Origin of the sequence: Cellulomonas sp. URHE0023 (assembly GCF_000688475.1) — a bacterium.
Classification (GTDB): Bacteria; Actinomycetota; Actinomycetes; order Actinomycetales; family Cellulomonadaceae; genus Cellulomonas.
In genome coordinates, this window is sequence record NZ_JIAN01000005.1 from 446,016 (window position 1) to 472,317 (window position 26,302).

General features: G+C 70.6%; 24 protein-coding genes. 10 read left to right on the plus strand and 14 right to left on the minus strand.

All coding sequences use genetic code 11. From position 1 onward, the window contains the following. Positions 1-42 precede the first annotated feature (42 nt). Genes mshD through N553_RS0102200 form a run of 3 tightly spaced genes read left to right on the plus strand, consistent with a single transcriptional unit; the run spans position 43 to position 4,252 of the window. On the plus strand, positions 43-1,014 hold the full coding sequence (mshD, locus tag N553_RS0102190) for a mycothiol synthase (protein WP_028045177.1): 972 nt from the start codon (positions 43-45) through the stop codon (positions 1,012-1,014). Next, positions 1,011-3,266, plus strand: a complete 2,256-nt coding sequence (locus N553_RS0102195) for an RNA degradosome polyphosphate kinase (RefSeq protein WP_028045178.1) — start codon at positions 1,011-1,013, stop codon at positions 3,264-3,266. Before mshD ends, N553_RS0102195 begins: the two co-directional genes overlap by 4 nt. Further along, the gene (locus N553_RS0102200; RefSeq protein WP_028045179.1) at positions 3,263-4,252 is read left to right on the plus strand and encodes an NUDIX domain-containing protein; all 990 of its coding nucleotides are present in this window, start codon (positions 3,263-3,265) and stop codon (positions 4,250-4,252) included. Before N553_RS0102195 ends, N553_RS0102200 begins: the two co-directional genes overlap by 4 nt. Here N553_RS0102200 and N553_RS0102205 read toward each other — a convergent pair. The 3 genes from N553_RS0102205 to N553_RS0102215 form a co-directional block, all read right to left on the minus strand. Then, a complete protein-coding gene (locus tag N553_RS0102205) occupies positions 4,249-5,265 on the minus strand; it encodes an inorganic phosphate transporter (protein WP_028045180.1) in 1,017 nt (338 codons plus the stop codon). The genes N553_RS0102200 and N553_RS0102205 overlap by 4 nt on opposite strands. Before the next feature lie 5 nt (positions 5,266-5,270). Then, entirely contained in the window at positions 5,271-5,891 is a 621-nt protein-coding gene (locus N553_RS0102210; protein WP_028045181.1) for a DUF47 domain-containing protein, read from the minus strand. 355 nt (positions 5,892-6,246) lie between these two features. Next, the gene (locus N553_RS0102215) at positions 6,247-6,846 is read right to left on the minus strand and encodes a hypothetical protein (RefSeq protein ID WP_028045182.1); all 600 of its coding nucleotides are present in this window, start codon (positions 6,844-6,846) and stop codon (positions 6,247-6,249) included. A gap of 209 nt (positions 6,847-7,055) precedes the next feature. Between N553_RS0102215 and N553_RS0102220 the strand changes: the two genes are divergently transcribed. Together N553_RS0102220 and N553_RS20655 are read left to right on the plus strand one after the other, a co-directional pair. Beyond that, positions 7,056-8,528: a sugar porter family MFS transporter gene (locus N553_RS0102220; protein WP_028045183.1), complete on the plus strand. Its 1,473-nt coding sequence runs from the start codon at positions 7,056-7,058 to the stop codon at positions 8,526-8,528. Positions 8,529-8,799: 271 nt separating this feature from the next. Next, positions 8,800-10,470, plus strand: coding sequence for an MDR family MFS transporter (locus N553_RS20655; protein ID WP_051639760.1), 1,671 nt, complete (start codon positions 8,800-8,802; stop codon positions 10,468-10,470). A 55-nt stretch (positions 10,471-10,525) separates the two neighbouring features. Here N553_RS20655 and N553_RS0102230 read toward each other — a convergent pair whose 3' ends face one another. The 4 genes from N553_RS0102230 to msrB form a co-directional block, all read right to left on the minus strand. Next, complete coding sequence (locus N553_RS0102230; protein WP_028045184.1) at positions 10,526-10,978, minus strand: MarR family winged helix-turn-helix transcriptional regulator; 453 nt, start codon at positions 10,976-10,978, stop codon at positions 10,526-10,528. Between the two features lie 223 nt (positions 10,979-11,201). Then, positions 11,202-11,765: a hypothetical protein gene (locus N553_RS0102235; protein ID WP_156043662.1), complete on the minus strand. Its 564-nt coding sequence runs from the start codon at positions 11,763-11,765 to the stop codon at positions 11,202-11,204. Positions 11,766-11,871: 106 nt separating this feature from the next. Next, a complete protein-coding gene (locus tag N553_RS0102240; protein WP_028045186.1) occupies positions 11,872-12,654 on the minus strand; it encodes a nuclease-related domain-containing protein in 783 nt (260 codons plus the stop codon). Positions 12,655-12,787: 133 nt separating this feature from the next. Then, positions 12,788-13,189 carry a peptide-methionine (R)-S-oxide reductase MsrB gene (gene msrB / locus N553_RS0102245; RefSeq protein WP_028045187.1) on the minus strand — a complete coding sequence of 134 codons (402 nt, stop codon included), beginning with the start codon at positions 13,187-13,189 and terminating at the stop codon, positions 12,788-12,790. Positions 13,190-13,354: 165 nt separating this feature from the next. Here msrB and N553_RS24040 point away from each other — a divergent pair, with 165 nt between their 5' ends. The 4 genes from N553_RS24040 (at position 13,355) to N553_RS0102265 (ending at position 17,170) form a co-directional block, all read left to right on the plus strand. Beyond that, the gene (locus tag N553_RS24040) at positions 13,355-15,493 is read left to right on the plus strand and encodes a bifunctional diguanylate cyclase/phosphodiesterase (protein ID WP_231505138.1); all 2,139 of its coding nucleotides are present in this window, start codon (positions 13,355-13,357) and stop codon (positions 15,491-15,493) included. Positions 15,494-15,572: 79 nt separating this feature from the next. Continuing rightward, positions 15,573-16,244, plus strand: a complete 672-nt coding sequence (locus tag N553_RS0102255) for a hypothetical protein (protein ID WP_028045188.1) — start codon at positions 15,573-15,575, stop codon at positions 16,242-16,244. 7 nt (positions 16,245-16,251) lie between these two features. Then, the gene (locus tag N553_RS0102260) at positions 16,252-16,977 is read left to right on the plus strand and encodes a signal peptidase I (RefSeq protein ID WP_028045189.1); all 726 of its coding nucleotides are present in this window, start codon (positions 16,252-16,254) and stop codon (positions 16,975-16,977) included. Further along, positions 16,958-17,170: a hypothetical protein gene (locus N553_RS0102265; protein WP_028045190.1), complete on the plus strand. Its 213-nt coding sequence runs from the start codon at positions 16,958-16,960 to the stop codon at positions 17,168-17,170. The genes N553_RS0102260 and N553_RS0102265 overlap by 20 nt, the downstream gene beginning before the upstream one ends. 36 nt (positions 17,171-17,206) lie before the next feature. Here the strand turns inward: N553_RS0102265 and N553_RS0102270 are convergent, their stop codons facing one another. From N553_RS0102270 to N553_RS0102300, 7 genes are all read right to left on the minus strand, one after another. Further along, positions 17,207-18,610, minus strand: coding sequence for an FAD-binding oxidoreductase (locus N553_RS0102270; protein ID WP_028045191.1), 1,404 nt, complete (start codon positions 18,608-18,610; stop codon positions 17,207-17,209). A 131-nt stretch (positions 18,611-18,741) separates the two neighbouring features. After that, complete coding sequence (locus tag N553_RS20665) at positions 18,742-20,571, minus strand: cell wall metabolism sensor histidine kinase WalK (protein WP_051639761.1); 1,830 nt, start codon at positions 20,569-20,571, stop codon at positions 18,742-18,744. Continuing rightward, positions 20,568-20,771, minus strand: a complete 204-nt coding sequence (locus N553_RS0102280) for a hypothetical protein (RefSeq protein ID WP_028045192.1) — start codon at positions 20,769-20,771, stop codon at positions 20,568-20,570. The genes N553_RS20665 and N553_RS0102280 overlap by 4 nt, the downstream gene beginning before the upstream one ends. Then, positions 20,768-22,252 (minus strand): glycosyltransferase family 2 protein, encoded by a 1,485-nt coding sequence (locus N553_RS0102285; protein WP_028045193.1) that lies wholly within the window; start codon positions 22,250-22,252, stop codon positions 20,768-20,770. The genes N553_RS0102280 and N553_RS0102285 overlap by 4 nt, the downstream gene beginning before the upstream one ends. Continuing rightward, positions 22,249-22,968 (minus strand): PHP domain-containing protein, encoded by a 720-nt coding sequence (locus N553_RS0102290; RefSeq protein WP_028045194.1) that lies wholly within the window; start codon positions 22,966-22,968, stop codon positions 22,249-22,251. Before N553_RS0102290 ends, N553_RS0102285 begins: the two co-directional genes overlap by 4 nt. Next, a complete protein-coding gene (locus tag N553_RS0102295) occupies positions 22,965-23,924 on the minus strand; it encodes an ATP-grasp domain-containing protein (protein WP_028045195.1) in 960 nt (319 codons plus the stop codon). The genes N553_RS0102290 and N553_RS0102295 overlap by 4 nt, the downstream gene beginning before the upstream one ends. Continuing rightward, positions 23,921-24,994, minus strand: coding sequence for a response regulator (locus tag N553_RS0102300; protein ID WP_028045196.1), 1,074 nt, complete (start codon positions 24,992-24,994; stop codon positions 23,921-23,923). Before N553_RS0102300 ends, N553_RS0102295 begins: the two co-directional genes overlap by 4 nt. A gap of 152 nt (positions 24,995-25,146) precedes the next feature. Between N553_RS0102300 and N553_RS0102305 the strand changes: the two genes are divergently transcribed. Beyond that, entirely contained in the window at positions 25,147-26,301 is a 1,155-nt protein-coding gene (locus N553_RS0102305; protein ID WP_028045197.1) for an LLM class flavin-dependent oxidoreductase, read from the plus strand. Position 26,302: the final 1 nt, after the last annotated feature.

Here is a 26,302-nt window from a genome sequence, read left to right on the forward strand (position 1 = left end):
GGCCGGGCCGCCGCCCAAGACGCTCCGTGGTGGGATGGGCCCATGGTCGACGACGTGTCCACCCGGGTCGTCGTCACGGCGACGGCCGGTCCGCTCTCCGCGACGACCGCCGACGCGGTGCGGACCCTCGCACAGCGGGCTGCGGCGGTCGACGGCGTGGCCCCGCTCTCGGAACAGCCCTTGCTCTGGCTCACTGACGTCGAGGCTCCGGCGGTCCACCTGCAGGCGACCCTCGCGGGCTCGCTGGTGGGCTACGCGCAGCTGGACACCGGGTCGCAGACGCGCGTGAAGGCCGAGCTCGTGGTCGATCCTGCGCACCGTCGGACCGGCGTCGGGCGTGCGCTGCTGGCCCGGGCGACGACCGAGACACGGGTGGTCGACGGACGCGAGCTCCGGGTGTGGGCGCACGGTGACCTGCCCGCAGCGCGCGCGTTCGCCCTCAGCGCGGGGATGGGCGTCGTCCGGGAGCTGCTCCAGATGCGCATCGACCTGACCGCGCGCCCGTCACGCGAACCGACCCTCCCGCCCGGCGTCACCGTGCGGACCTTCCGGCCAGGTGCCGACGAGGACGCGTGGCGTCGGGTCAACTCCCGAGCGTTCGCGCACCACCCGGAGCAGGGCCGGATGACCTCGGCAGACCTGCACGCGCGCGAGGCCGAGGACTGGTTCGACCCCCAGGGGTTCCTGCTCGTGGAACGCGACGGGAAGCTGCTGGGCTCGGTGTGGACCAAGGTGCACCCGGCGGGCGAGCACGGTCCGGAGCGGGTCGGTGAGATCTACGTGGTCGGGGTGGACCCGGACGCTCAGGGCCTGGGACTCGGCCGCGCCCTGACGGCACTGGGCCTGGACCACCTGACCACGGTGGGTCTGACCGCCGCGATCCTGTACACCGACGCGGACAACACCGTCGCGGTGCACACCTACGAGCGAGCAGGCTTCGTCCGGGCGGGTGCCGACGTGATGTTCGGGCTCGATACCAAGAGTTCACCCAGGGATGTCACGATGGGCATATGACGGACCTGACCATGATCGACCCCGACCTCGCGGCGCACATCGCCGAGCACGTACGCCCTGCGGAGGTCCTCGAGGTCGACGAGGCCGCACTCGAGCTCGAGCCCCTCCCGGACGACCGGTTCCTGGATCGCGAGCTGTCGTGGCTGGCGTTCAACCAGCGGGTTCTCGAGCTCGCGGAGGATCCTGCCGTCCCGCTTCTCGAGCGTGTGCGGTTCCTGGCGATCTTCGCCTCGAACCTGGACGAGTTCTTCATGGTCCGCGTGGCCGGCCTCAAGCGCCGCATCGCCACCGGCATCGCGGTCACGGCAGCATCCGGCCTCTCACCGCGTCAGGTCCTCGAGTGCATCAGCGAGGAGGCGCACCGCCTGATGGCACGGCACGCTGCCGTGTTCGCGGAGCAGGTGCAGCCCGGGCTCGCGAGCGAGGGCATCACGCTGGTGCGCTGGGACGAGCTGGGCGAGTCCGAGCAGGAGCGGCTGCGCAAGTTCTTCCGCCGGCAGATCTTCCCCGTCCTGACGCCTCTCGCCGTGGACCCTGCTCACCCGTTCCCGTACATCTCGGGACTCTCCCTCAACCTCGCCGTCGTGGTGTCCAACCCCTCGACCGGCAAGGAGCACTTCGCCCGGGTCAAGGTTCCGCCGCTGCTCCCCCGGTTCATCGCGGTCGACGCATCCGGCCGCCCGAGCGCGCCCGACGTCCAGGCCGCGAGCCTCGAACGCGGGCCCATGTCGTTCGTGCCGGTCGAGGACGTCATCTCCGAGCACCTCGACCAGCTGTTCCCCGGCATGGAGGTCCAGGAGCACCACACCTTCCGGGTCACGCGCAACGAGGACGTGGAGGTCGAGGAGGACGACGCCGAGAACCTCCTCAAGGCCATGGAGAAGGAGCTCCTGCGGCGCCGCTTCGGGCCGCCGGTCCGCCTCGAGATCGCGGACGGGATCAGCCCTCGCATCCGGAGCCTGCTCATCCGTGAGCTCGCCGTGGACGAGGAGGAGGTGTACGAGCTTCCCGCGCCCCTGGACCACACGGGCCTGCACCTCATCGCGGACCTGGACCGGGCCTCCTTGCAGTTCCCGCGCTTCGTGGCGTCGACCCCTCGCCAGCTCGCGGAGGTCGAGAGCGCGACGCCCGCGGACATGTTCGCCAAGATCCGCGAGCGCGACATCCTCCTGCACCACCCGTACGACTCGTTCTCGACGAGCGTCCAGACGTTCCTGCAGCAGGCCGCCGCTGACCCGCAGGTGCTCGCGATCAAGCAGACGCTCTACCGCACGTCGGGTGACTCCCCGATCGTCGACGCCCTGATCGACGCCGCCGAGGCCGGTAAGCAGGTCCTTGCGCTGGTCGAGATCAAGGCGCGCTTCGACGAGCAGAACAACATCTCCTGGGCACGCAAGCTCGAGCAGGCGGGCGTCCACGTGGTCTACGGGATCGTCGGCCTCAAGACGCACTGCAAGCTGTCGCTGGTCGTTCGCCAGGAGGGTGAGGGACTGCGCCGTTACTGCCACATCGGCACCGGCAACTACAACCCGAAGACGGCGCGGCTGTACACGGACCACGGGCTGCTCACCAGCGACCTCGAGGTCGGTCAGGACCTGACGCGCCTGTTCAACCAGCTGTCCGGCTATGCGCCGAAGTCGCGGTTCCACCGGCTGCTCGTCGCGCCCCGGTCGGTGCGCAACGGGCTCATCGAGCGCATCGACCGAGAGGCCACGGCCGCCCGTGAGGGCCGGCCGGCGTGGATCAAGATCAAGGTCAACTCGATGGTCGACGAGGCCGTCATCGACGCGCTCTACCGCGCGTCCCAGGCCGGTGTGCCGGTCGACCTGGTGATCCGTGGCATCTGCGCGCTCCGGCCTGGCGTGCCGGGCCTGTCGGAGACGGTGCGCGTCCGGTCGATCCTGGGGCGCTTCCTGGAGCACTCCCGCATCTTCGCGTTCGCCAACTCGAGCACCGGCGAGGACGCCACGTTCGAGGGGCCCGAGGTCTACATCGGCTCCGCCGACCTCATGCACCGCAACCTGGACCGCCGCGTGGAGACCCTCGTCCGGATCGCGGACGCCGACCAGGTCAGTGAGCTCATCGAGCTGCTCGACGAGTCGACCGATCCGGGCACCGCGTCGTGGCACCTGGACGCCGAGGGCGGTTGGGAGCGCCACCACATCGGTCCCGACGGCCCGCTCGTCGACCTGCAGGCCGCCCAGATCAGCCGGCAGCACCGGCTGCGGCGCAGGTCCGGCACCGGACGGTGAGCCGCGCGCAGGCACAGGTGCGCGCACCGATGATCGTGGAGGCCGCCGGTGCGCTCGTCTGGCGTGTCCGCCAGGAGAGGCTCCAGGTCGCCCTCGTGCACCGGCCGCGGTACGGCGACTGGTCCTGGCCCAAGGGCAAGGTGGACCCGGGTGAGACGGTCCTGGCGTGCGCCATCCGGGAGGTCGCCGAGGAGACCGGTCACGACGTCGTCCTCGGGATGCCCCTGCCCGGTCTGGAGTACGGCCTGTCCGACGGACGTCGCAAACGCGTGCACTACTGGGCGGCGCAGGTGGCCGGCCGACCCGACGCCGCTGCCCTGCGCGCTCGCCCGCCGGCGCCACCCGTGTCTCCCAAGGAGATCGACCAGCTGCGCTGGTTCGACGCCGACGTCGCGTTCAAGCGCCTGACCCGCCCCGACGACCAGCAGCCGCTCGACGAGCTCGTCGAGGCGTACGCCCGGGACCGGCTCGACACCCGCGCGGTCGTCGTCGTGCGGCACGGGACGGCACGGCGACGGGCGGACTGGAAGGGCACCGAGCTCGACCGCCCGCTCACGCCCGAGGGTCATCGGCAGGCGCGGGCGCTCGTCCCGATCCTGTCGACCTTCGGGGTGGGGCGCATGGTGACGAGCGCGTGGGCGAGGTGCATCAGCACGGTCGCGCCGTACGCCGAGGCCGCGCAGGTGGTACCGGAGGTGTCCGCGATCCTCACGGAGTCGCAGCACAGCACCTCACCCGCACGCGTCGCTGCTGAGGTCAGGACCCTCCTCGAGGCGCACGCCGACGTGGCCCTGTGCACCCACAGACCGGTGCTGCCCACCGTGGTCGACGTCCTCGCGCAGCACGCGGGCCGGGAGATCGCCGACTCGCTGCCGATCGACGACCCGTTCCTGCACCCTGGCCAGGTCCTCGTCGCGCACGTGGCGCAGACGCACAAGGGTCCGCGCGTCGTGGCGACCGAGACGCACCGGCCCCACGAGGCCTAGCGGTTCACGATCCCCAGCAGGATCGGGTTCAGGATCCAGTAGCAGATCGCCGCGACGAAGGCTGCCGCCGGGATGGTCAGCACCCACGCGTAGGCGATGTTCTTCGCGACGCCCCAGCGGACCGCCGAGACGCGCTTCGTCGCGCCGACACCCATGATCGCGGACGTGATCGTATGGGTCGTGGAGACGGGTGCGTGGAACCAGTACGCGCTGCCGTACAGGACGAGGGACGCGACCGACTCGGCCACGAAGCCGCGGGCCGGGTCGAGCTCGATGATCTTGCGGCCGAGCGTGCGCATGATGCGCCAGCCACCCGAGTAGGTGCCCAGCGAGATCGCCAGGGCTGAGGACAGCTTGACCCACAGCGGGATCTCGGAGCCGGTGTGGAAACCGCCCGCGACGAGCGCGAGGACGATGATGCCCATGGTCTTCTGGGCGTCCTGCAGACCGTGGCCGAGCGACATGGCCGCGGCGGACGCCGTCTGCGCCAGCCGGAACCGGCGCTGCGTGCGGGCGGGTGCACGGTTCCGCACGATCCAGAGCACCAGGACCATGAGCACGAACGCGCCGAAGAACCCGATCAACGGGGAGAACACCATCGGCAGGACGACCTTGTCCCAGATCGCGTCCCAGTGCACCGTCACGCTGGACGCCAGGCCGACTCCGGTCAGGGCGCCGATGATCGCGTGCGTCGAGGAGGACGGCAGTCCCAGGCGCCACGTGATGAGGTTCCACGCGATGGCGCCGACGAGCGCCGACAGGACGATGATCAGGCCCTCTTCGGCGCTGACGCCGCCGATGCTGATGATGTCCTCGGCGATGGTCGTCGCCACGTTGGTGCCCAGGAGCGCACCGAGGAGGTTGAAGAACGCGGCCATGAGCAGCGCGACGCGCGGCGTGAGGGCTCGCGTGGAGACCGAGGTCGCGATCGCGTTGGCGGCGTCGTGGAAGCCGTTGGTGTAGTCGAAGCCGAGCGCGAACACCACGACGATGATGACGAGCGCGAGTTCCACCGCGGTCAGGACTCCTTGAGCGCGATGGTCTCGACGGTGTTCGCCACCTTCTCGAACGCGTCAGCCGCGTCCTCGAGCCGCTCGACGATCTCCTTGATCTTCATCAGGTGGATCGGGTCGGTGATCTCGTCGAACATCTGGGCGAGCAGCTTGCGGTGGATCTTGTCGGCCTGGTTCTCGAGGCGGTTGACCTCGACCCAGTACTCGGACAGCGAGTCCATGGACCGCAGCCGCGGCATGGCCTCGGCGGTCAGCTCCGCGGCGCGCTGCAGCACCTGGACCTGGTCGGAGACCCGTGCCGGCAGGTCGTCCACCTTGTAGAGGACGATCAGGTCGGCGGCTTCCTCCATGAAGTCCATGCAGTCGTCCAGGCTCGACGCGAGCATGTAGATGTCGTCGCGGTCGAAGGGCGTCACGAAGGTCGAGTTGAGACGCCGCATGATCAGGTGCGTCGCCTCGTCGGCCTCGTGCTCCGCGTCTGCGATGCGCTTGCCGATCTCCTTGCGGTTCGGGCGGTCTGCACCGAGCATCTCGCCGAGCAGGTTCGCTCCGGTGACGAGGTGCGTCGCCTGAGCGGCGAAGAGGTCGAAGAATGTGGTGTCGCGCGGTGTGAGGCGCAGGCGCACGGCGGGCTCCGTCGAGGGGGGAGGAGGACGGGGATCAGGCTAGGTCACGGGTAGTGGAATGCCTAACGCGCGACGACGCGCGCATGGACACATGGTGACAGGCAGATGACCTCTGCGGATCCACTCCCAGGGCCTGGCATGCGCTGGGCGCAAACGACGCCGGGCCGCGGAGCGCCTCTCGGCGCGGGGCCGCTCGAAGCGGCTTGAGATGGAGCCCGGGGCTACCGCGACCCGACGTCGCTCCTCATTCTAGTCCCGCGCTTCCCCTGCTTCCACGTCACCGGGCTCAGCGGAGAGCGGAATCAGCGGGCCTCGCGGGGCAGGAAAGTGCTCGTGGCGTGCAGCGATGCCACCTCTACTCGAGCTTGTCCGCGCGCCAGAGGGATGCAGCACGACCGAGCTCCTCAGCCGTCCGGACCAACGACGCCGCGCCGCGCGTGAGGCGGGTCGCGCCGGGCGGGTCGAGCTCGTCGAGGTGGTCGGCGTCGAACGCGGCGCCCGTGGCAAGCACCTGGCAGAAGGCCGCCGCACGCTCCAGAGCGACCGCGAGATCACCCGAATAGACGCCTGAGAGCACGGCGTCCGCGACCGCGCGCACGTCTGCCGGACCGGGCGCGTCCGCTACCCCTGCGACGGCATCCTGCACGGGAGCGGCCGCGACGCCGAGCCGATAGCGGTCCGCGACCGTCTCCGGGTCTCGGCGCACCCACTCGCGCAGCACGTACAGCCGCCAGAGCGCGCCCGGCAGCGTGTCCGCAGGGCTGTCCGACCAGAGGCCGGCAACCACGTCGAGGCCCTCGTTCTCGACGAGCGAGACGAGCCGCGCCACGACGTCGGGGTCGGTGTTCGCGCGCCCGTGCCGCACGAGCGCCGCCGCCGTCGTGTGGGCGATCTCGTTGCGCGTCGCGGGGTCGTACCCACCGGGCAGCTCGCCGGCCGCCGCAGGGTCGAGCATCGCGGGCCGGCGGGGGCGCCGTGCGCCGGAGGTCGAGTCCATCGGACGATGATGCCCCGCCATCGCGTGCACGGCCAGCACGTCGCCGCCTCGTCGCGTCACACTCGCCGCATCCTCCCGCACGTCCGACGACGTGCGGCGGACGCTCCCCGGGGCCAAGGTGGAGGCAGATCCGGGGGCTCCACCCGGCGACCGGGGAGGTCAGGAACATGTCGCACGCATCGATGCCACCGACCGGCGAGGCCGGACCAAGCCCCTACAAGAACAAGGCGATCGGCCTGGCCATCGCGGCGGCGGTCGGCGGCTTCCTGTTCGGCTTCGACAGCTCGGTCATCAACGGCGCGGTCGACGCCATCCAGGAGGACTTCGGGATCGGCTCGTCGCTCACCGGGTTCGTCGTCGCGGTCGCCCTGCTCGGCTGCGCGTTCGGCGCGTGGCTCGGCGGCAAGCTGGCCGACAAGTTCGGCCGCACCCGCGTCATGCTGGTCGGCGCGATCCTGTTCTTCGTCTCGTCCATCCTGTCCGGCCTCGCCACCGGAGTCTGGGACCTGATCCTGTGGCGCGTGCTCGCGGGCATCGGCATCGGCATCGCCTCCGTGATCGCGCCGGCCTACATCGCAGAGATCGCGCCGGCGGCCATGCGCGGACGGCTGGGCTCGCTCCAGCAGCTCGCCATCACGCTCGGTATCTTCGCCGCCCTGCTGTCCGACCAGCTGCTGCAGGGCGCGGCCGGCGGCGCGTCCGAGACGCTCTGGCTGGGCCTCGAGGCGTGGCGCTGGATGTTCATGGTCGCGGCCATCCCGGCCGCCGTGTACGGATACCTGTCCCTGCGGATCCCCGAGTCGCCGCGCTACCTCATCGCCACCGGTCGCCGCGAGCAGGCCAAGACCGTCCTGGCGTCGACCCTCGGCGAGGGAGCCGACGTCGAGGACCACGTGGTCCAGATCGAGCACACGATCGCCACGGACAAGAAGCTCGAGGCTCAGGCCAGCCTGCGGGGGCCCCGGTTCGGGCTGCTCCCCGTGGTGTGGGTCGGCATCCTGCTGTCGGTGTTCCAGCAGTTCGTGGGCATCAACGTGATCTTCTACTACTCGACCACGCTGTGGCAGGCCGTCGGGTTCGAGGAGAGCGACTCGTTCCTGTTCTCGACCATCACGTCGGTCACCAACGTGCTCGTCACCTTCATCGCGATCGCACTCATCGACAAGGTGGGTCGCCGACCTCTGCTGCTCACAGGTTCCGTCGGCATGGCCGTGACCCTGGGCGTCATGTCCTTGGCCTTCACCCAGGCCTCGGGATCAGGCGACGACATCACGCTCCCCGAGCCGTGGGGCGTCATCGCGCTGATCGCCGCCAACCTGTTCGTGGTCTTCTTCGGCGCCACCTGGGGCCCGCTCGTCTGGGTGCTCCTGGGCGAGATGTTCCCCAACCGCATCCGCGCGGCGGCGCTCGGCCTCGCCGCGGCGGCCCAGTGGATCGCCAACTTCGCGATCACCGTGACGTTCCCGCCGCTGCTCGACCGGTTCGGGGCATCGATCCCGTACCTGATGTATGCGATATTCGCTGCACTCTCCTTCCTGTTCACCTTGTGGAAGGTGCCCGAGACCAAGGGCATCGAGCTCGAGGACATGGAGGGCGTCAAGGTCGACCGCTCCCGACGAGGAACGGCCGCATCCGCCTGACGGGGATGCGATCCGTCGTCGGGACGGTCCACGACGGCGCGGTGCGGACCTCCCGGTCCCGCCGCGCCGTTCGTCTGCCCGCGGCCGCGCCGCGCCGGATGCAGGCCGATGACCGCGAGCTCCGCACGGACGGGAACAAACGAACATCTCAGTTGCTTAGAGCAAATGTCGATATACGGTTGTACCGAGCACACAGTTCGACGCGTCGCGCGAGCGATCGAGAGGCCCACGACGCCCCGGGTCCGCACCCCGTCGAAAGAAAGAACGAGAGATGTCCGCGACACGCACCCAGCCCGCCACGACGGCAGAGCACGACGCCGCCCCGACCATGACGCGCCGCGAGGTGCTGGAGTCGCTCTCCGGGATCCTTCTCGGCATGTTCGTCTCGATCCTGGCGACGAGCGTCGTCTCCTCCTCGCTCCCGCGGATCATCTCCGACCTCGGCGGCTCCCAGTCCGCGTTCACGTGGGTGGTCACCGCGACGCTGCTGACCACGACGATCTCCACGCCGATCTGGGGCAAGCTCGCCGACCAGGTCGACCGCAAGCTGCTGATCCAGCTGGCGCTCGTGATCTCGGTCGCGTCGTCGGCACTGGCCGGGCTGTCGCACAGCACCGAGATGCTCATCGGCATGCGCGCACTGCAGGGCATCGGCGCCGGCGGCCTGACCGCGCTGGGCACCGTCCTGATCGCCGACATCATCAGCCCGCGCGAGCGCGGCAAGTACATGGGCCTCATGGGCGCCGTGATGGGCCTCGGCATGGTCGGCGGACCCCTGCTCGGTGGCGTGATCACCGACGGACCCGGATGGCGCTGGAACTTCTTCGTCGGACTGCCCGTCGCGGTCGCCGCCATCGTCGTGCTGCAGCGCACGCTGCACCTGCCGAAGCGCGTCAAGCGCGCCGTCAGGATCGACTACCTGGGAGCCACGCTGCTGTCCATCGGCATCGCGCTGCTGCTCCTGTGGATCACGTTCGCCGACAGCTCGTTCGCGTGGGCCTCCTGGCAGACGCTCGCGATGGTCGGCGGCTCGGTCCTCGCCCTCGGGCTGGCCGTCTGGGCCGAGACCCGCGCCGCCGAGCCGATCATCCCGCTGCACCTGTTCAAGAACCGCACGCTGGTCATGGCCGTGATCGCGAGCATCTCCGTGGGCGTCGCCCTGTTCGGCACGTCGGTGTTCCTCAGCCAGTACATGCAGCTGGCGCGTGACAAGACGCCGACCCAGTCCGGCCTGCTCACCATCCCGATGATCGTCGGCCTGCTCGTCTCCTCGACGGTCTCTGGCCAGATCATCAGCCGCACCGGCCGCTACAAGAAGTTCATGATCGCCGGCGCCATCCTGCTCACCGGCGGCATGACGCTCATGGGCACCATCGACTACGACACGAGCTTCACCCTGGTCAGCGCGTACCTGGTGGTCATCGGGCTCGGCGTCGGCATGCTCATGCAGAACCTCGTCCTGGCCGTCCAGAACACCCTGGACATCACGGAGGTCGGCTCCGGCACGGCTACCGTGGCGTTCTTCCGGACGCTCGGCGGCGCGCTCGGCGTCTCGGTGCTCGGCGCCGTCCTGGGCAACAAGGTGACCAGCCTCATGATCAGCGGTCTGGCCAGCGCCGGGATCGACCCGTCGCTCATGGGCGGCGGCGACGCACTGCCCGACCTGTCGACCCTGCCCGACAACATCCGCGTGATCGTGGAGCAGTCGTTCGGGACGGCGATCGCCGAGCTGTTCCTGGTCGCCGCACCGATCGCGCTGGTGTCCCTGGTCGCGGTGCTGTTCCTCAAGGAGGTGCCGCTCGGCACCCGCTCGGGGATCGAGCAGCTCCTCGAGGCACAGGGCGGACTGCCGGAGCGTGACGCGTCGAGCCCGTCGACCCTGGACGAGGAGCTCGACGAGCTGACGCAGGACTCGCTCGAGTCGCGGGGCTCTGCGAGGTAGGCCAAGGTATCGGCACGCGCCACCCCCGATCCCCTCCGACCGGGGGTGGCGCGTGTCAGCTCTTGGGCTCTCGAGCGGCGGCGAGGTCAGCGTTCAGCCGGGCGACCTGCGCCGCGAACGAGCCGATATCGTCCTCGGACCAGCCGCTGAGCGCCGTACGGAAGAAGACGCGGCGCGCGGTCTGCGCGGTCTGGAACCGGTGTCGACCCTCGTCGGTGAGATCGAGCAGCTGACCGCGGTAGTCGTCGGGATCCGGCCTCCGGGAGACCAGGCCGAGCTCGCCGAGCCTCGCGAGCTGCCGGGACATCGTGCCGCGACCCACACCGATGTTCGCGGCGAGGTCGCTGGCTCGCACGCCCGGGGTCGACGCGATCATCGACAGGAGCGCGTACGCAGCCGGCTCCAGGTCCGGGTGGACGTGCCGCGAGATCGCCGCCGAGGACGCCTGAGCCCTGCGCAGGAGAAGTCCCATCTCGCGCTCGAGCTGCCGCAACGTGTCGTCGACCACGGGACCATCCTCGCGGACGCGGCTCACGAAGGACCCGTCGCCACCAGGTCGGGATTGGTGTTTCACCAGTTCAACGATGTCGCCTGGGTGCCAGCACCCAGAGGCGGTGCTGTGACGACACGTCCGGGGCGCGCACCTCGCTCAGCGGGCTGTTCGCCGTGCAGAAGCCGAAGCCATCGCTCCGTGCGCCATCTCCGACCTGTTGGTCCAGCGCGCCGGAGGTTCAGTCGCCGGTGCCGGTGCCGACGGGGCGGTACTCCTGGTTCTGGTGAGCCTGCGGACACACGCGGCTCCACTCGGCCATCACACGATCCATCTCGTCCTTGCTGACGAAGGGCGCAGCCCGCCCGTGCACGCGGTGCCCGCTGCGTGTCCGCAGGTGCAGCACGGCGTTCCGGTACTCCTGCCGGACGAACGCCCGCTCTGAGCCGCTCGTGTCGGGACCACTCGCAAACGGTGTGCACACCAGGGTGACCCTCGCGATGCCATCCGGGCTGAACCGGGCCTCGCGACCACCGACCGTCCGCATCCAGATCACCGGCTCGGACTCCTCGACCACGCGCGCCTCCACGACGCTGGTGCGGTCGTACACCCACCGAGCCACGGCGACGACCAGGAGCAGCACCGCCAGGCCAGTCAGCGCGTAGCCGAGGACCCGCTGCTCGAGGCGGATCAGGAGCAGACCGCTCCCACCGATCACGGCTACCGTGATCGACCACCTAGCCCAGCGCCGCCAGTCCGGCCCTAGCGTGTCGGTCTTCCAGAGCGTGCCTTCGGGAATGTCCACCCGCTCATCATGGTCGTACCGGTCAGGCCGTGGATGGGCTACGGGGGATCAGGTCCGGAACGACGGGGTCGATCCGCTGGTAGAACGCGAGGAGTGCGGCTCGAGGTCAGCGGGACCAGGTCGCGCGCTGCCGGGCCACGTGGGCGATCGCCGCGACGCGGTGCACGTCGAGGCGAACAGGCATCGCACGGAACATGCTCTGGACGTCCTGCCGCGCCATCACGACCGTCTCGCTCTGCACGGCACCGGAACGGATCTCCAGGTCACCCTGCACCACGACCACGCCGCGGACGTTCACGTTCGCGCACCCCGCGGACAAAAGCAGACCTCGGACACGGCCGGCCTCGAGCTTCGCGTCCCGCAGGTACGGCATCGAGCGGCCGTCCACCTCCAGGGATCGGCCGTCGACGACGACCTTCTGCCCGGGGTGCCGGCGCTCCGCGACCGTGAACGCCCCTCCCGGACCGATCAGCAGGTGCTCGACGAGGCTGCCCTGACGCCCGAGCGGCACGTCGTGGATGACCTGCCAGCCCTCGTCCACAAGACGCTCGAGACGGGTGCGGACCGAGCTACCGCGCTCGGCACGGACGCCGTCCAGGTCGATCGCGTCCCAGTCGTCGCCACCGAGCCAGGCCTGAAGCGCGGCATCGTCGGCCGCGTCCAAGGCACCGACCCCGGGGGTGGCCATGGGAAGGGCGAGCTCGGTGACGTCTGCACGGAGGTAGGCCTGCGCTGCGCGACGCACCCCGGGCTCGAGCACCGGGTCGTCGGCGACGACCTCACCGGACTGCAGGTCGACGGAGCCGACCCTCCGACCGGTCTCCTGCGTGACGAAGAGGCGATCGGCGCCATAGCGCCGCCACCTCCGCACGGTCAGGACATCTTCCATGCGTGCATTATCGGCACGGCTGGTCCCGGACTTCAGCACCGTCGACCATCCGGACGTCACTCGGACGGGGTGTCGCCTCGGCACGCCGTGGCGACACCCGTCCGTGAACGCCCCACACGCTCACAAGTGCGGACTATTCACCGGGCTCGAACGTCAGGCTCACCGAGTTCATGCAGAACCGGTCACCCGTGGGGGTCTGGGGAGCATCGTCGAACACGTGCCCGAGGTGCGAGCCGCAGCGCGCACAACGCACCTCGGTGCGCACCATCCCCAGCGTGCGGTCGGTGATCAGCTCGACCCGGTCGCCCGCCAAGGGCGAGAAGAAGCTGGGCCACCCGCAGTGCGAGTCGAACTTGGTGTCGGAGCGGAACAGCTCGTTGGCGCACGCCCGACACCTGTAGACGCCCTGCCGCTTCTCGTCCAGCAGCTCCCCCGTCCACGGCCGCTCTGTACCTGCCTTGCGCAGGACGGCGAACTCCTGCGGCTCGAGCTCCAACGCCCACTGCTCCTCGGTCTTGGTGACCTCGTACGTCATGGGACTCCCTCCAGGATCGATGGACGCCCTGTGCAACCACGAGGCAGGCGCAAGAGTTCCCGACGCTCCGGTCGACGCTCCGACCTGGACACTCGTCATTCGGCGCGCAGTTCCGCATACTCTCGGCGAAGCGGGCGCAGCGGGTGCCCGCCACTGGAGGACGCCGTGCCCGGAGCCGCCCGCCGTCGCTGGTCGCTGACACGCTACTTCGCGGTCGTCAGCATCCTGGCGATGGCCGCGCTCGGCGTCGCCCTCGTGTGGGTCACCTGGTCCGTCATGGGCGACCAGGCCATCCGCGACGGGATCAACGCAGCCGAGTCCGTCCAGACCTACGCCACGGCCACCGTCCCGACGGAGTCGTTCGTCCTGCCGGACGCACTCAGCTCCGCAGAGGCAGCCGCTGTGGAGGTGGCGACGGCAGGGTTCGGTGACCGCCTCGTCGAGCTGCGGCTGTGGGCGCAGGACGGGTCGCTCATGTACAGCTCGGCCACGCAGACCACGACCGCGTTCCCCGCGGGCGACCGGCTCGACCGGGTCATGACGACCCGCACGCCCGATGCGCAGATCATCACGGACGTGCGCGGCGTCAGCCTGAGCTCGGATCAGAGCACCGAGCGCGAGGTCCTCGACGTCTACGTCCCGGTCGCGGTCGACGACACCATGACGCGCGGCTCGACCCTCTCGCCGATGCCCCGCGCGCACGAGATCGTCGGCGCTGCCGAGGTCATGCTGGACCACACGGATGCGTCCACGGCGCTCGCCGACGCGGTCCGGACCGTGTCGGTCGTGGTCGTCCTGGGCCTGGTCCTGCTGTGGATGCTGCTGTTCCGCACCGTGTTCACCACGTCGCGACGCCTCCAGGCGACGGCCCTGGAGAACGCCCGGCTGGCGCTCCTCGACTCGCTGACCGGGCTGCCCAACCGGCGCATGCTCGCCGACCGCATGCGGCGAGCGATCCTGGAGGCGCAGGAGACCGGGAGCCGCGTCGGCCTCATGCTCCTGGACATCGACCGGTTCAAGGACATCAACGACTCCCTGGGTCATGACCGCGGGGACGAGCTGCTCGAGCAGGTGGCCGAACGGCTCCGCGGCGCGCTGCGGGACGACGACATCGTGGCGCGCCTGGGTGGGGACGAGTTCGCGATCCTCCTGCCGGACGTCCGGTCCGTGGCGAACGCGGAACGGCTGGCCCGGCGGGTTCGCGGTCTGTTCGTGCCGCCGTTCATGCTGGGTGAGCTGCCCCTGCACGTGGACACCTCCGTCGGCGTCGCGTGCCTTCCCGACCACGCGACGGACGCGTCGTCCCTGATGCGCACGGCGGACGTCGCGATGTACGCGGCCAAGCACCACCGGACCGGCGTCTCGGTCTACTCCTCCGACGAGGACGACTCGTCGCCCGCCCGCCTGGTGCTGCTGGGTGACCTGCACCGTGCCCTGACCCCCGCCGAAGGCGAGCCGCGCGAGCTGCGCATGCACTACCAGCCGAAGATCGAGCTGGCGACGGGTCGCACGATCGGCCTCGAGGCACTCGTGCGCTGGGTCCACCCGACCCGTGGGCTGCTGCCGCCCAACCTGTTCATCCCGCTCGCGGAGCAGTCGGGCCTCATCCACGACGTCACGCGCTACGTCCTGATCGAGTGCATCACGCAGCTCGCCGCCTGGCGGGCGCAGGGCCGGGCGACACCCGTCGCGGTCAACCTCTCCGCGCACGACGTCACGACGCCCGCCGTGGTCGAGCTGATCGAGCAGCTGCTCGACGAGCACGACGTGCCCGCGGACCTCCTCGAGGTGGAGATCACCGAGACGGCGCTGGTTGCGGACCCGTCGCGTGTGGTCCCCGTGCTCGAACGGCTGAGCGCTCTGGGCATCCGGGTGGCGATCGACGACTTCGGCATCGGGAGCACGTCGATCTCCCAGCTGCGCGACCTGCCCGTCGACGAGCTCAAGATCGACCGGCTCTTCGTGTCGGACCTCGGCAACGGCGGTCGTGAGGGTTCGGACGTCCTCGTGCAGGCCATGGTGGACCTGGCCCACTCGTTCGACCTGCAGGTCGTCGCCGAGGGCGTGGAGGACGTCGGTACGGCCGCCATCCTGCAACGCCTCGGCGTCGACCAGGCGCAAGGGTTCCTGTACTCGAAGGCCGTGCCTCCCGACGACCTGCCACCCGTCGATGCAGCACCGCGACCGCGGCGCGGACGGAGCAGGGCGACCGGGTCCGTCGTGGTCGCGCACGACGACCGTCCCGGACCGGTCAGGCTCGCGCGCCACCCGCGTCCACCCCGGGCAGACAACACCATCGAGTGATAATTCGGATTTGCCCTCAAGGTCGGCTACGAGATGCCGATGGAACCGTTTCGCCCTACGCCCTCTGGACGGTGCGCCGATGATGGACGACCTGCTGCACGAGATGATCAACCCCGCCCCAGCCCCGCGGGACGCCGCCCGCCGGCGCCGGCTGTGGACGACCGTCACGATCGTCGGGCTCGCCGCCGTCGGCGCGACCACGCTGACCACGTCGGCGCTGTTCACCGACGAGGACGCCATGTCGGCATCCATCAAGACGGGCAGCGTCAGCCTGGCCCTGAGCGGGTCGACACCGTTCGCCTTCACGCCGACCAACCTGGCGCCGGGAGACTCGACCTTCGTTCCCGTGACGGTCACGAACGACGGCTCCCTCGGCCTTCGCTACTCGATCTCCTACTTCGGCGCTCCTGGCGCCGGCACGGGTACCGGGGACCTGAGTGACGTCCTGGAGCTGCGGATGTTCACCGTCCCGGACGCGAGCTCGTGCACCGAGATCGGGACCAACGCAGCGACCACGATCAACACCCCGCCCGCGGCCGTGAGCAACTGGCCGGTCGCTCCCGGCCTTCCCCTGGTCGGGAACCCGGCTGTGGGCCAGCAGGGGGGCGACCGCCTGCTCCCGAGCGGCATCGGGAACAGCGAGACCCTGTGCGCCCGGGTGGACCTGCCCCTCTCGGCGGGCAACGAGTACCAGGACACGTCGGTCACGCTGAACCTCCTGTTCACGTCCGAGCAGACCCTCAACAACTGAACCTGAGATGTCCGCTGCGAGCGGGAGCCCCGACGCTCCGCTGATCGACCGCAGGGCCCCCCGGACGCCCGGTGGGCCAGTTCGGCGTCCGCGCCTCCCGGCGTGGCGGCGGGCCCTCTCCATCCTCCTCTGGGCGGTCGTGGCGGCGTGCGGACTCGCCTACGCGGCCTCGCTGGCCGTACCGCTCTGGTTCCAGACGCACGACCAGAGGCTGCTCGTGGTGACGTCCGGATCGATGTCCCCGAAGTTCGACGCAGGCGACGCCGTGGTGCTGCGCGCCATCACCGACGAGTCCGAGCTCAAGGTGAACCAGGTCATCTCGTTCTGGCCCGTCGGCTCGACGGACCTCGTCACCCACCGGATCGTGTCCCTGCAGCGGATCCCGGAGACAGCGCCGGACAAGACGACCGGTCGCCCGGTGCAGAAGGTCGACGCCCAGGGGCAGCCGAAGATGCGCTCCTACGTCATCACCAAGGGCGACGCCAACCAGAACGCCGACGTCAACGCGACCCCGGTCGAGCGGGTGCGTGGCGTCGTCCTCGCGGTCCACCCGGGCTGGGGATGGGTCCTGAGCTGGGCGGGTTCGAACGTCGGCCGCGCGGTCATGCTGGTCCCTCCGCTGCTCGCGCTCGCGACCCTCGAGCTGCTGGCCGTTCACGACCGTCGCCGCTCAGACCACGACCGACCCCGCTCGAGCGCGGACAGGAGGGTCGATGACCTCCTCCTCGAATGAGTCGCCCGCCGACCCGCGGGTCGCGTTCCTCGCCCGGGACCGCGGCTCGATCACCCGCCTCGTCGTCGTGCTCCTGATCGGTGCCGCCGCCCTCGTCGGTCCCCTGGTCTCGTCGACGTCCGCCCAGCTCACCGACGAGACGCAGGTCGATGTGACGTTCACCGTGCCCGCCACACCGACCCCGACGCCCTGACGGGTCCTGGCGGAACCGTCGACCGGCCCGCGCTGCCTACGACCGGACCCCTCGCGCCGCGAGCAGCACACCGTCCGGGTCGAACGCACGAGAGAGCCGCTGCAGCCGCACGGCGACCTCGGGGGTGAACACGCGCGCCGCCCACTGCGGGCCCGCCGTGTCCGTGAAGTTCGGCAGCCCTCCGTCGACGGCCCACGGGGCCAGTCCGTCGTGCAGCCGGGCACTGTCGCTGACGACCGCCTGCGCGATCTCAGGGATCATCAGCGCGAGCGAGAAGACGGAGAACTCCGCGTCCCGGTGGGCGAACGCGCTCGGCACGCCACGGTCGTCGCGGACCTTGCCCCCGAGCTGGCGCACCTCGACACCCGAGACGCTGGTCTGCACGTCCGGCCCGACCAGGTCGATCAGCCGCTCGGCCGCCTCCGGACCGAAGTCGGCCAGCAGGCTGCTCCGCTCGTACAGGGGCATCGGCTCGACCGGGTCCGAGTGCACCTCGGCGAGCTCGGAGTAGGGCATGACCCGCACGGTGTCGATCACCGGTTCGGCCAGGGCGCGCAGCGGCTGGATCATCTCCGCACCGACGGAGGGGTCACCGGTCCACGCGAACCGCACCGAGACCGACGTCCGGCCCCGCAGCGGCTCCGGGAACATGGGCATGTCGGGAAGCCGCATGACCACGAACGACGTCGTCCCCGCCTCAGGGAGCAGCGAGGACCACAGGCTCCACGTGCGGATCACTGCCGGTGCGGCGGCGGCGTCGAACCACAACGCGCCCGCGTACAGCTCGGCCTGCTCGACGAGGTCGATCTCGACCGCGGTGACGATGCCGAGGGTGCCCTTCCCGCCGCGCAGACCCCAGAACAGGTCCGCGTTCTCCGTGGCGCTCGCGCGGCGCACCACACCGTCGCCCGTGACGACGTCGAACGCTCGGACGGTGTCGGACGCGAGCCCGTGGGTGCGCGCGACCGGGCCGAGACCGCCGCCCGTGAGGTACCCGACGACGCCCACGTCGGGCGACGAACCGGCCAGTCCGGCAAGCCCGTGCGGCGCGCACACGTCGAGGACCGCCTGCCACTTCACGCCGGCGCCGACCCGGACCCAGCGGTCCTGAGCATGCAGCGTCACCTCGTCGAGAGCGACCGTGCTGACCAGGATCGCGTCCTGCATGGTCTCGGTAGCACCGTGGCCGGTCCCCTGGACGGCGACCTGCACGCCCGCGGCAGCGGCCAGCCGCAACGTCAGGCTGATGTCCTGGGCGTCGCGCGCGGCGACGACTCCGGCCGGCGCGATGGCCTTGACGAGGTTCGACGTGCGGGTGAGCGCCACGTACCCGTCCGTCCCGGGCAGGTGCACCGGGACTCCGGCGTCGGCGAGTGCTGTGAGGGCAGCGGCCGGGACGGGGCGGTGGTCCGCGCCGACGTGCGAGCTGAGGATGGTCATGCGTTCTGTCCTTCGGGTGTCCGGCGCGGGGTCCGCGCGACGTGAGGTCCGCGCCACATCGGCGCACGGGCTAGAAGGGCAGGCCGTCGACCGCCTGATACATCCCGAATGTCCGACCTGCCGGCGTGCGGCTACCCGGGAGGCGTCGCCGGCAGCTCGATCGTGAAGGTCGTCCCCTCGCCCACCAGGCTCGCGATCGACAGGGTCCCCCCGTGGGCGTCGACCACCGCCTTGGTGATCGCCAGTCCCAGCCCGACGCCCTGGATGGCCCGCCTGGTGGCTGTCGACGCCCGGAAGAACCGCGTGGTGAGCGACTCCAGCTCGTCCGGTGGGATGCCGATCCCGGTGTCCGCGACCGCGATCCGCGCGCCGAGCGCGGTCGGCTCGACGGACACCCGGATCGATCCCCCGGCCGGCGTGAACTTGATCGCGTTCGAGATGAGGTTGTCCAGCACCTGAGCCAGCCGCACCGGGTCGGCGTCCACCACCGTGGGCTCCGCGACGAGGTCGAGCTGGACCCTGGCGGCCTCGGCGACCGGCGTCGCCGAGGTGAGGGACGCCCGCGCCACGTCGACGAGATCGAGCCGCTGCGGCGAGATCGAGAACTTTCCTGCGTCCACCTGAGCCGTCAGCAGCAGGTCACCGACGAGCCGCAGCTGCCGGCGGGCGTTGCGGTCGATGACGGTCAGGTACTCGCGCTGGTCGTCGGTGAGCGGGTCGGTGCCGTCGGTCAGGAGGTCGAGGTAGCCGAGCACCGACGTCAGAGGCGTGCGCAGCTCGTGGCTGACCAGGCTGACGAACTCGTCCTGCAGACGCGCGGCCTCGCGCTCGGCCGTGACGTCGGTGGCGACGACCACGTAGCCGGCAGCCGACTCGTCGACGTCCTCGCGGCGGGTCACCGCGAGCCTCACGGTCAGCGTCGTGCCGTCCCGGCGCACGTACGTCCAGTCGCGCACCTCCGGACGCCCGGCCAGCGCCGCCGCGACGATCGTGTCGAACCCGAGCGGCGAGTCACCGTCGTCGGCGTAGTCGACGAGGCCTCGACGACGCTCGTCGAGCTCGGACTGCTGGTGGAACGCGGTCACGGGCAGGCGCCCGACGACCTCACCCTGCGAGTACCCGAGCAGCCGCTCCGCCCCGGGGTTGAACACCTCGATGATGCCGTCCGCGTCGGTCGCCATGATGGCCTGCTCGGTCGCCGAGTCGATCACCGAGATCAGCTGGTCACGAGCCGCACGACGCCTGTCGGCGACGCGCCCGAGCTCGGTCGCGTCCCGCCGGGCACGCTCGAGGAGCGCCGTCTGCTGGAGCTGGAGACGCTCCAGGGCGATGGTGCGGGCCCGTAGACGGTCCGTGATCTCGTGCACGGTCACCGCGACGACGAATGCGACGAGCGAGAGGTAGAAGCTGCGCAGGATCGTGTCGCCCGTGACGTGCAGGGTCGGGTCGAGGATCGGGGGCGCGAAGACCACAGATGCCACGCCGGCCGTCGCGAGCACGACACCCCGACGACCTTGCTGCGACGCAAGCGTGATCACCGGGAGGAACACCATCGTCGTGAACAGCGGCCCCACGGTCCCCGTGCCGGCACGCACCACGCCCACGCTGAAGATCAGGACGAGCGGCAGCACGTCCTGCGCACCTTCGGGCCAGCGGTCCCAGGGCAGCAGCCGGGCGGCGAGCGCCTGCACTGCGACGATCACCCCGGCAACGACCAGGAACCCTGGGTGCGGGACCGTGAGCGACGGCGACAGGACGATGAGCATCGACACCAGGTACAGGACCAGGAACGGGAGCTGCCGTTCGAGGACCGACGCGTCCGGGCCCAGCAGGCGGTGGATCGAGGTGGTCAGGTGCGTCTCGCCGTCCGTGGACCGGCGCCCCGAACCTGCGCGCGATGTTCCCCTGCGGCGGTCGTCGCCGACCCGTCGGTCGACGCCGTCCCAGGCCGGGTCGCTCATCGGACCGCCACGGAGTGGGCGCCGGGCGCCTGGTCCACGTCGTCGCTCGTGACCGGTCCGTGCAGCACGAGCACGGCGACGGTGCAGACGGCGGCGACGACGGCGACTCCCACGAGGAGCCTGCGCTCGGTCCGGCCGTTGGCCTCGATCTCGTCGGCGAGGGCCTCGTCTGTGAGGGTCGCCCAGGACCCGCTGCTCATCCCATCACCCGGCCCGTCTTCTCGGTCTTGTCCCACACCGCGGCCGCACCCCGCCACTGCTTGACGTAGGCGTCCAGGGTGATCGCGCAGAGCACCGGTCCGAAGCCCACGAGGTAGAGCAGAGGCAGCGCGAGGGGCTTGAGGACCCGGGTCCGCTCGAGCTGTTTGACGCCCCACGCCAGCAGCATCGCCAGGACGGACCATGCGTAGAGGGTCAGGGTCCACACCTCTCGGCCGGCGGGGGTCATCTCCCAGCCGAACAGGGCCGGGAGCCGCACCTCGAGGAGGTTCGGGAACCACGCGGCCACCATGACGACGAGTGCCCCGACACCGGGGAACAGCAGTCCTTGGAGCCACGACCGTCTGGCGGTCTCACGGTCGAGCAGCATCGTCGTGACCGTGATGAAGACGTAGGCGCTCACGGCGATCCACCACAGCGACTGGAACGCCAACGTCGCCGTCACCTCGGCGACGAAGTAGAGCCCGACGAGCCCCACGGCAGCCAGGACCATCGCCACGGGCAGCAGGTAGATGGCGAACCAGATGACGCCGAAGTCGAACCGGCCCAGGCCGTGCCCGCGGCGCGGGCGGAACCACACCCGACGGAACGTCCGCGTGATCTGCACGTTGCCACGGGCCCACCGGACGCGTTGCTTCCACAGGGCGGTGACGGTGTCCGGCTCCTCGGCCAGCACGACGGCTGCAGGTTCGAACACGACCTTGCGCCCGGCGAGCTGCGTGAGGAACGTCGTGTAGGTGTCCTCGGCGAGCGTGCTGGTGTCCACGCGCCCTCCGACCGCTTCGAGGTTCGCTCGCGAGTGCAGCTGCGCCCCACCCGCCAGGCACGCCATGGCCCCCATGATGTTCTGCGCGCGGCGCGCGGCCGCCTGCGCGGTCACGTACTCGTACCCGACGAAGCGCGCGACGCTCCCGGGCCGCCGGCTGCCCTCGCGGATGAACGCCGTGACCGCACCGACCTGCTCGTCCGCCAGGTGCCGAGTCATGCGTCGCAAGGAGTCGGGGTGGTAGATGACGTCGGCGTCCATGATCAGCAGCGCCTGCATCCAGTCGTCCGCGAGCGCCACCGCGATCCCGTGGTTGAGCGTGTGCGCCTTGCCCTGCCCGCCCTGCTCGCGCCGGAGGTGCACGACCCGGTCGTGGTACTGGGCCGCCTTGGCGCGCACGACGTCGGGGGTGTCGTCGGTGCTCGCGTCGTCGACGACGAGCACGCGCAGCCGGTCGGGCGGGTACTCCAGCCGCATCAGCCGGTCGAGCGACGCACCCAGGACCGCGCCCTCGTTCCACGCGGGGACGATCACGACGACCCGGGGAAGGTACGGGGCCGCACGGCTCAGGTGGTTGCGGAACGCGTGCACGGGGATCAGGAGGTACTGGTAGAGCCCAGCGAGGACGGGGATCGCGCCGATGCCGACGCATGCGGCCAGGACCGCTACCAGCACGTCGCGCCACGGGACGGTCACGCCGTGCACACCCACTCGTAGCGGCCGACGTCCGCCTCCGTGTGCGCGTCGGTCGACGGGACCAGCTGGACGCCCGCGGCCCGCCAGCGGTCCGCGACCCGCGTGCTCGGGCACTGCCACTTCTCGTTGACCTCGACGAGCGTTCCCGCGGCGATGGCGACGTCGGCCAGGGCGTCCAGGAGCTCGTCGGGGACGTCGTCCTCGCTGATGCCGATCTTGGGCAGCACCGAGAACGGGTGTGCGAGCTGAGCCGGACCCACCCGCTGGATCGCGCGGATCGTGGCGGTGAGCAGCATCTCGATCACGTCCTGCGGGTCCAGGCCGTCGACGATCCGCTGCAGCGTCGCGTGCGGGCTCCACGGTCCGTCGGGCCCCGGGACCTGGTGGTCGGCCAGCAGGACGCGGTCGGCACCGTGGGGCTCGCCGATCGAGGCGAGCACCTCCGGTGGGGCGTCGACCGTGCCGTCGGCGTCCAGGATCTTGGCCTCGACACCCGTGAGCACGGTGAGGCCCTCGATCCGTGGGAGGGCGCGCACCGCGGCCAGGAACTCGGGCACGTACGTGGTGCTCTCGCGCACGTGGTCGACCATCCGGACCACGCGCAGGGCCGCACGGTCGGCGGCCGCGAGGTTCTGCGCCGGCGTGCTGACCGCGTCATCGGAGAAGGTCGAGTGGACGTGGTGGTCCTCGTCGGGGCCGATGACGCGCCGGCTCATCGTGGTCTCAGCACCTGGTCGATCGGCAGGAACACGTCCTCCAGGTAGCGGACGTTCGCGATCTCGGTGAACTCGACGTGCGCGGGCACCGGCCGGCCCAGGACGGCGTCGAGGGTCAGCGACGGCATGTCGACGCCCGCCGCGATGGTCAGCGGCATGGCGCCCGGGAAGCGCGGGTTCACCTCGAGCAGGGCCGGCACCCCCGCGGCGTCGTACTTGAGCTGGACGTTCGCCACCGTGGTCAGGCCGACGGCACGCGCGATCGCCGACGCCGTCTCGATCAGGAGGTCGTCGTGCACGGTGACACCCGCGACCGCGACACCGGAGTCCACGCGCAGACGAGCGCGCGGGACGGCCGCGACCACGTGACCTTCCAGGTCGGCGAGGACGTCGACCGAGAACTCGTCACCCGGGAGCAGCTCCTGCACGATCAGGTCCTCCTCGTCGTGCACGGCGTCGAGCTCGGCCTGGCTGTGCACGGTCCGCACGCCGCGCGAGCCGGCTCCGCGGCGCGGCTTGACGATCACGGGGAAGTCCCAGCCGCTCGTCGCCTGCACCGTGCCGAGCAGCTCGGTCCGGGGCACGCGGACGGTCCGCGCGCACGCCCGGGCCAGCGCGAGCTTGTCCAGACAGGTCTCGAGCGTGGTCAACGACGGGGACGCGAGGACCGCGCCGCTGAGGTCGTCGCGGACCGCCGCCAGGAGCGGCAGCTCGACGTCGACCGTCGGGAAGAGCACGTCGATCGCGTCGTCGGCGCACAGCTGACGCACGACGTCGACGAAGTCGGGCGCCTTGCCTGCCGGGAGGAGTCGCCGGTGCTGCGCATCCACGAGGTAGAGGGCGCTCGCCCAGCGGTCCATGTCGGCCGCGAACACCTCGACGTCGCCGCGGCGCAGGAGCGAGCGGATGACCGCGACACCGGCGGGCCCACCTGCGCCGGTGACCAGAACCTTCATGAGCGCGCCTCCTGCTCGTCCGTCCGGTCCTCGGGCACGGCCGAGACGAGCCCGGCGCCAGCGCGCAGCATCCCGGACACGCGGATGGTCTCGAGGGGCTCGGCGAACGTCCCAGCCCCGTACCGCGCCCAGTACCTGGCGGTGGCACGCACGAGCTCGGGTTCCATGTAGTCCCGGTGCGACTGGGACGTGAACGCCGCGAGCATCCGCAGCTTGGTGTCGATGAAGCCGTCGACCGGCACGAACCGGGTGGGTCGGAAGTCGATCGTGGACGACGGGCTCTGGAAGCAGGCGAGGGAGGGGACGCGTCGGGCGGCCACCTCGACCGCTTGTCGGACCGCGCGGTGGTCCTGGTGGCGGTCGTGCTCGCTGTGCGTGTAGACGAGCGTGGGCTCCACCACGCCGATGGTCTCCTCGATCGTCGCGATGAGCCCGCCCGCCGGGTCCATGCGCGTGTCCTCGAAGTCGTGCAGGTACAGGCGCGCCCCGATGATCGCCGCGGCCGCTAGCGCCTCGTGCCGGCGAGCCTGCACGTCGCCGCCCACGGACCCGCTCGAGAGCGTCAGGATCACGACCGTGTCGCCGGCCGCGCGGTGCGAGGCGAGCGTCGCCCCGACGCCGATCTCGACGTCGTCGGGATGGGCTCCTACCGCGAGCACGACGTCGTGCGACTCGTGCGTGTCGCGTCGCTGACGCCCCAGCGCCGCGAGCGCGGTGATCCGCTCCAGCAAGGTGGCGGCCGCGACAGGCTTGACGAGGAACTCGTCGGCGTCGCGCCGCAGGGCCTCGACCGCGTAGTCGACGCTCGCGAACGCGGTCATGACCGCGACGGGCGTTCCGGCCGCGCGCGACCGCAGCTCGTCGAGGAGCTCGAGCCCGGTCATCCCCGGCATCTGGATGTCGGTGAGCACCACGTCGAACCGGGCGCGCGCCACTTCGGCGAGAGCCGACATGGGCTCGTGCACCACCGTGACCGCCATGCCGCCACGCCGTTCCAGCACCGTGCGGACGTACTGCGCGGTGTCCACGTCGTCTTCTACGACGAGGACCCTGATCTGGTCGTCTGCCACGCGAAGTGCCCTCCGTCACCGGTCGGTGCTGACCACGCTATCGGTAAGCAACCTCGCACCACAGGCCGGGGAATAGGCACGGCGGGGCTTCAGTTGAAGCGGCAAGTACATGCAAACGCATGAACCATGGATCACCCTGTGAGGCGAGAGAGATGCAGTTCGGGATCTTCACCGTCGGCGACGTCACCACGGACCCCACGACCGGCCGGACCCCCGACGACACGGAGCGGGTGCGCAACATGCTCACCATCGCCCAGCACGCCGACGCCGCAGGTCTGGACGTCTTCGCGACCGGCGAGCACCACAACCCGCCGTTCGTCCCCTCGTCGCCCACCACCATGCTCGGCTACCTCGCGGGAACGACGAAGAACATCATCCTGTCGACCGCGACGACGCTCATCACGACCAACGACCCCGTCCGCCTGGCCGAGGAGTACGCGATGCTCCAGGTCATCTCCGACGGCCGCATGGACCTCATGATGGGCCGCGGCAACACCGGCCCCGTGTACCCGTGGTTCGGTCAGGACATCCGCCAGGGCATCCCCCTGGCCATCGAGCACTACGCGCTCCTGCGCCGCCTCTGGGAGGAGGACGTCGTCGACTGGCAGGGGAAGTTCCGTGGTCCGCTGCAGGGCTTCACCTCGACGCCGCGCCCGCTCGACGGGGTCCCGCCGTTCGTCTGGCACGGCTCGATCCGCAGCCCCGAGATCGCCGAGCAGGCCGCCTACTACGGTGACGGGTTCCTGCACAACGCGATCTTCTGGCCGCTCGAGCACGCCGCGCAGATGGTCAACTTCTACCGTCAGCGCTACGAGCACTACGGGCACGGGCAGGCGGACCAGGCGATCGTCGGGCTCGGCGGGCAGGTGTTCATGCGCAAGAGCTCGCAGGACGCGGTCCGCGAGTTCCGGCCCTACTTCGACAACGCCCCGGTCTACGGACACGGGCCGTCGATGGAGGACTTCGTGCGCGACACCCCGCTGACCGTCGGCAGCCCTCAGGAGGTCATCGACCGGTACGGGAAGTTCCGCGAGCAGGTCGGCCACTACCAGCGTCAGATGTTCCTCATGGACCACGCAGGCCTGCCGCTGAAGACCGTCCTGGAGCAGATCGACATCCTCGCGACCGAGGTCGTCCCGGTGCTCCGCGCCGAGGCCGAGGCCGCGCGCCCTGCCCACGTGCCGGCCGACCCGCCCTCGCACGCCTCTCGGGTGGCCGCGGCACGCGCTGCGGGTACCGTGCACGAGCAGGTCGTTGCCGAGGACACCTTCACCGGCCTCCGGGCCGAGGACTCGCTGCAGTCATGAC

Bases quoted from the DNA above. Each gene is read 5' to 3' on its own strand.
- mshD (WP_028045177.1), top strand. From the start codon at position 43: ATGGTCGACGACGTGTCCACCCGGGTCGTCGTCACGGCGACGGCCGGT.
- N553_RS0102195 (WP_028045178.1), top strand. From the start codon at position 1,011: ATGACGGACCTGACCATGATCGACCCCGACCTCGCGGCGCACATCGCC.
- N553_RS0102215 (WP_028045182.1), bottom strand. From the start codon at position 6,846: ATGCTCGACCCTGCGGCGGCCGGCGAGCTGCCCGGTGGGTACGACCCC.
- N553_RS0102220 (WP_028045183.1), top strand. From the start codon at position 7,056: ATGTCGCACGCATCGATGCCACCGACCGGCGAGGCCGGACCAAGCCCC.
- N553_RS20655 (WP_051639760.1), top strand. From the start codon at position 8,800: ATGTCCGCGACACGCACCCAGCCCGCCACGACGGCAGAGCACGACGCC.
- N553_RS0102240 (WP_028045186.1), bottom strand. From the start codon at position 12,654: ATGGAAGATGTCCTGACCGTGCGGAGGTGGCGGCGCTATGGCGCCGAT.
- msrB (WP_028045187.1), bottom strand. From the start codon at position 13,189: ATGACGTACGAGGTCACCAAGACCGAGGAGCAGTGGGCGTTGGAGCTC.
- N553_RS0102255 (WP_028045188.1), top strand. From the start codon at position 15,573: ATGATGGACGACCTGCTGCACGAGATGATCAACCCCGCCCCAGCCCCG.
- N553_RS0102260 (WP_028045189.1), top strand. From the start codon at position 16,252: ATGTCCGCTGCGAGCGGGAGCCCCGACGCTCCGCTGATCGACCGCAGG.
- N553_RS0102265 (WP_028045190.1), top strand. From the start codon at position 16,958: ATGACCTCCTCCTCGAATGAGTCGCCCGCCGACCCGCGGGTCGCGTTC.
- N553_RS0102270 (WP_028045191.1), bottom strand. From the start codon at position 18,610: ATGACCATCCTCAGCTCGCACGTCGGCGCGGACCACCGCCCCGTCCCG.
- N553_RS20665 (WP_051639761.1), bottom strand. From the start codon at position 20,571: ATGAGCGACCCGGCCTGGGACGGCGTCGACCGACGGGTCGGCGACGAC.
- N553_RS0102280 (WP_028045192.1), bottom strand. From the start codon at position 20,771: ATGAGCAGCGGGTCCTGGGCGACCCTCACAGACGAGGCCCTCGCCGAC.
- N553_RS0102290 (WP_028045194.1), bottom strand. From the start codon at position 22,968: ATGAGCCGGCGCGTCATCGGCCCCGACGAGGACCACCACGTCCACTCG.
- N553_RS0102295 (WP_028045195.1), bottom strand. From the start codon at position 23,924: ATGAAGGTTCTGGTCACCGGCGCAGGTGGGCCCGCCGGTGTCGCGGTC.
- N553_RS0102305 (WP_028045197.1), top strand. From the start codon at position 25,147: ATGCAGTTCGGGATCTTCACCGTCGGCGACGTCACCACGGACCCCACG.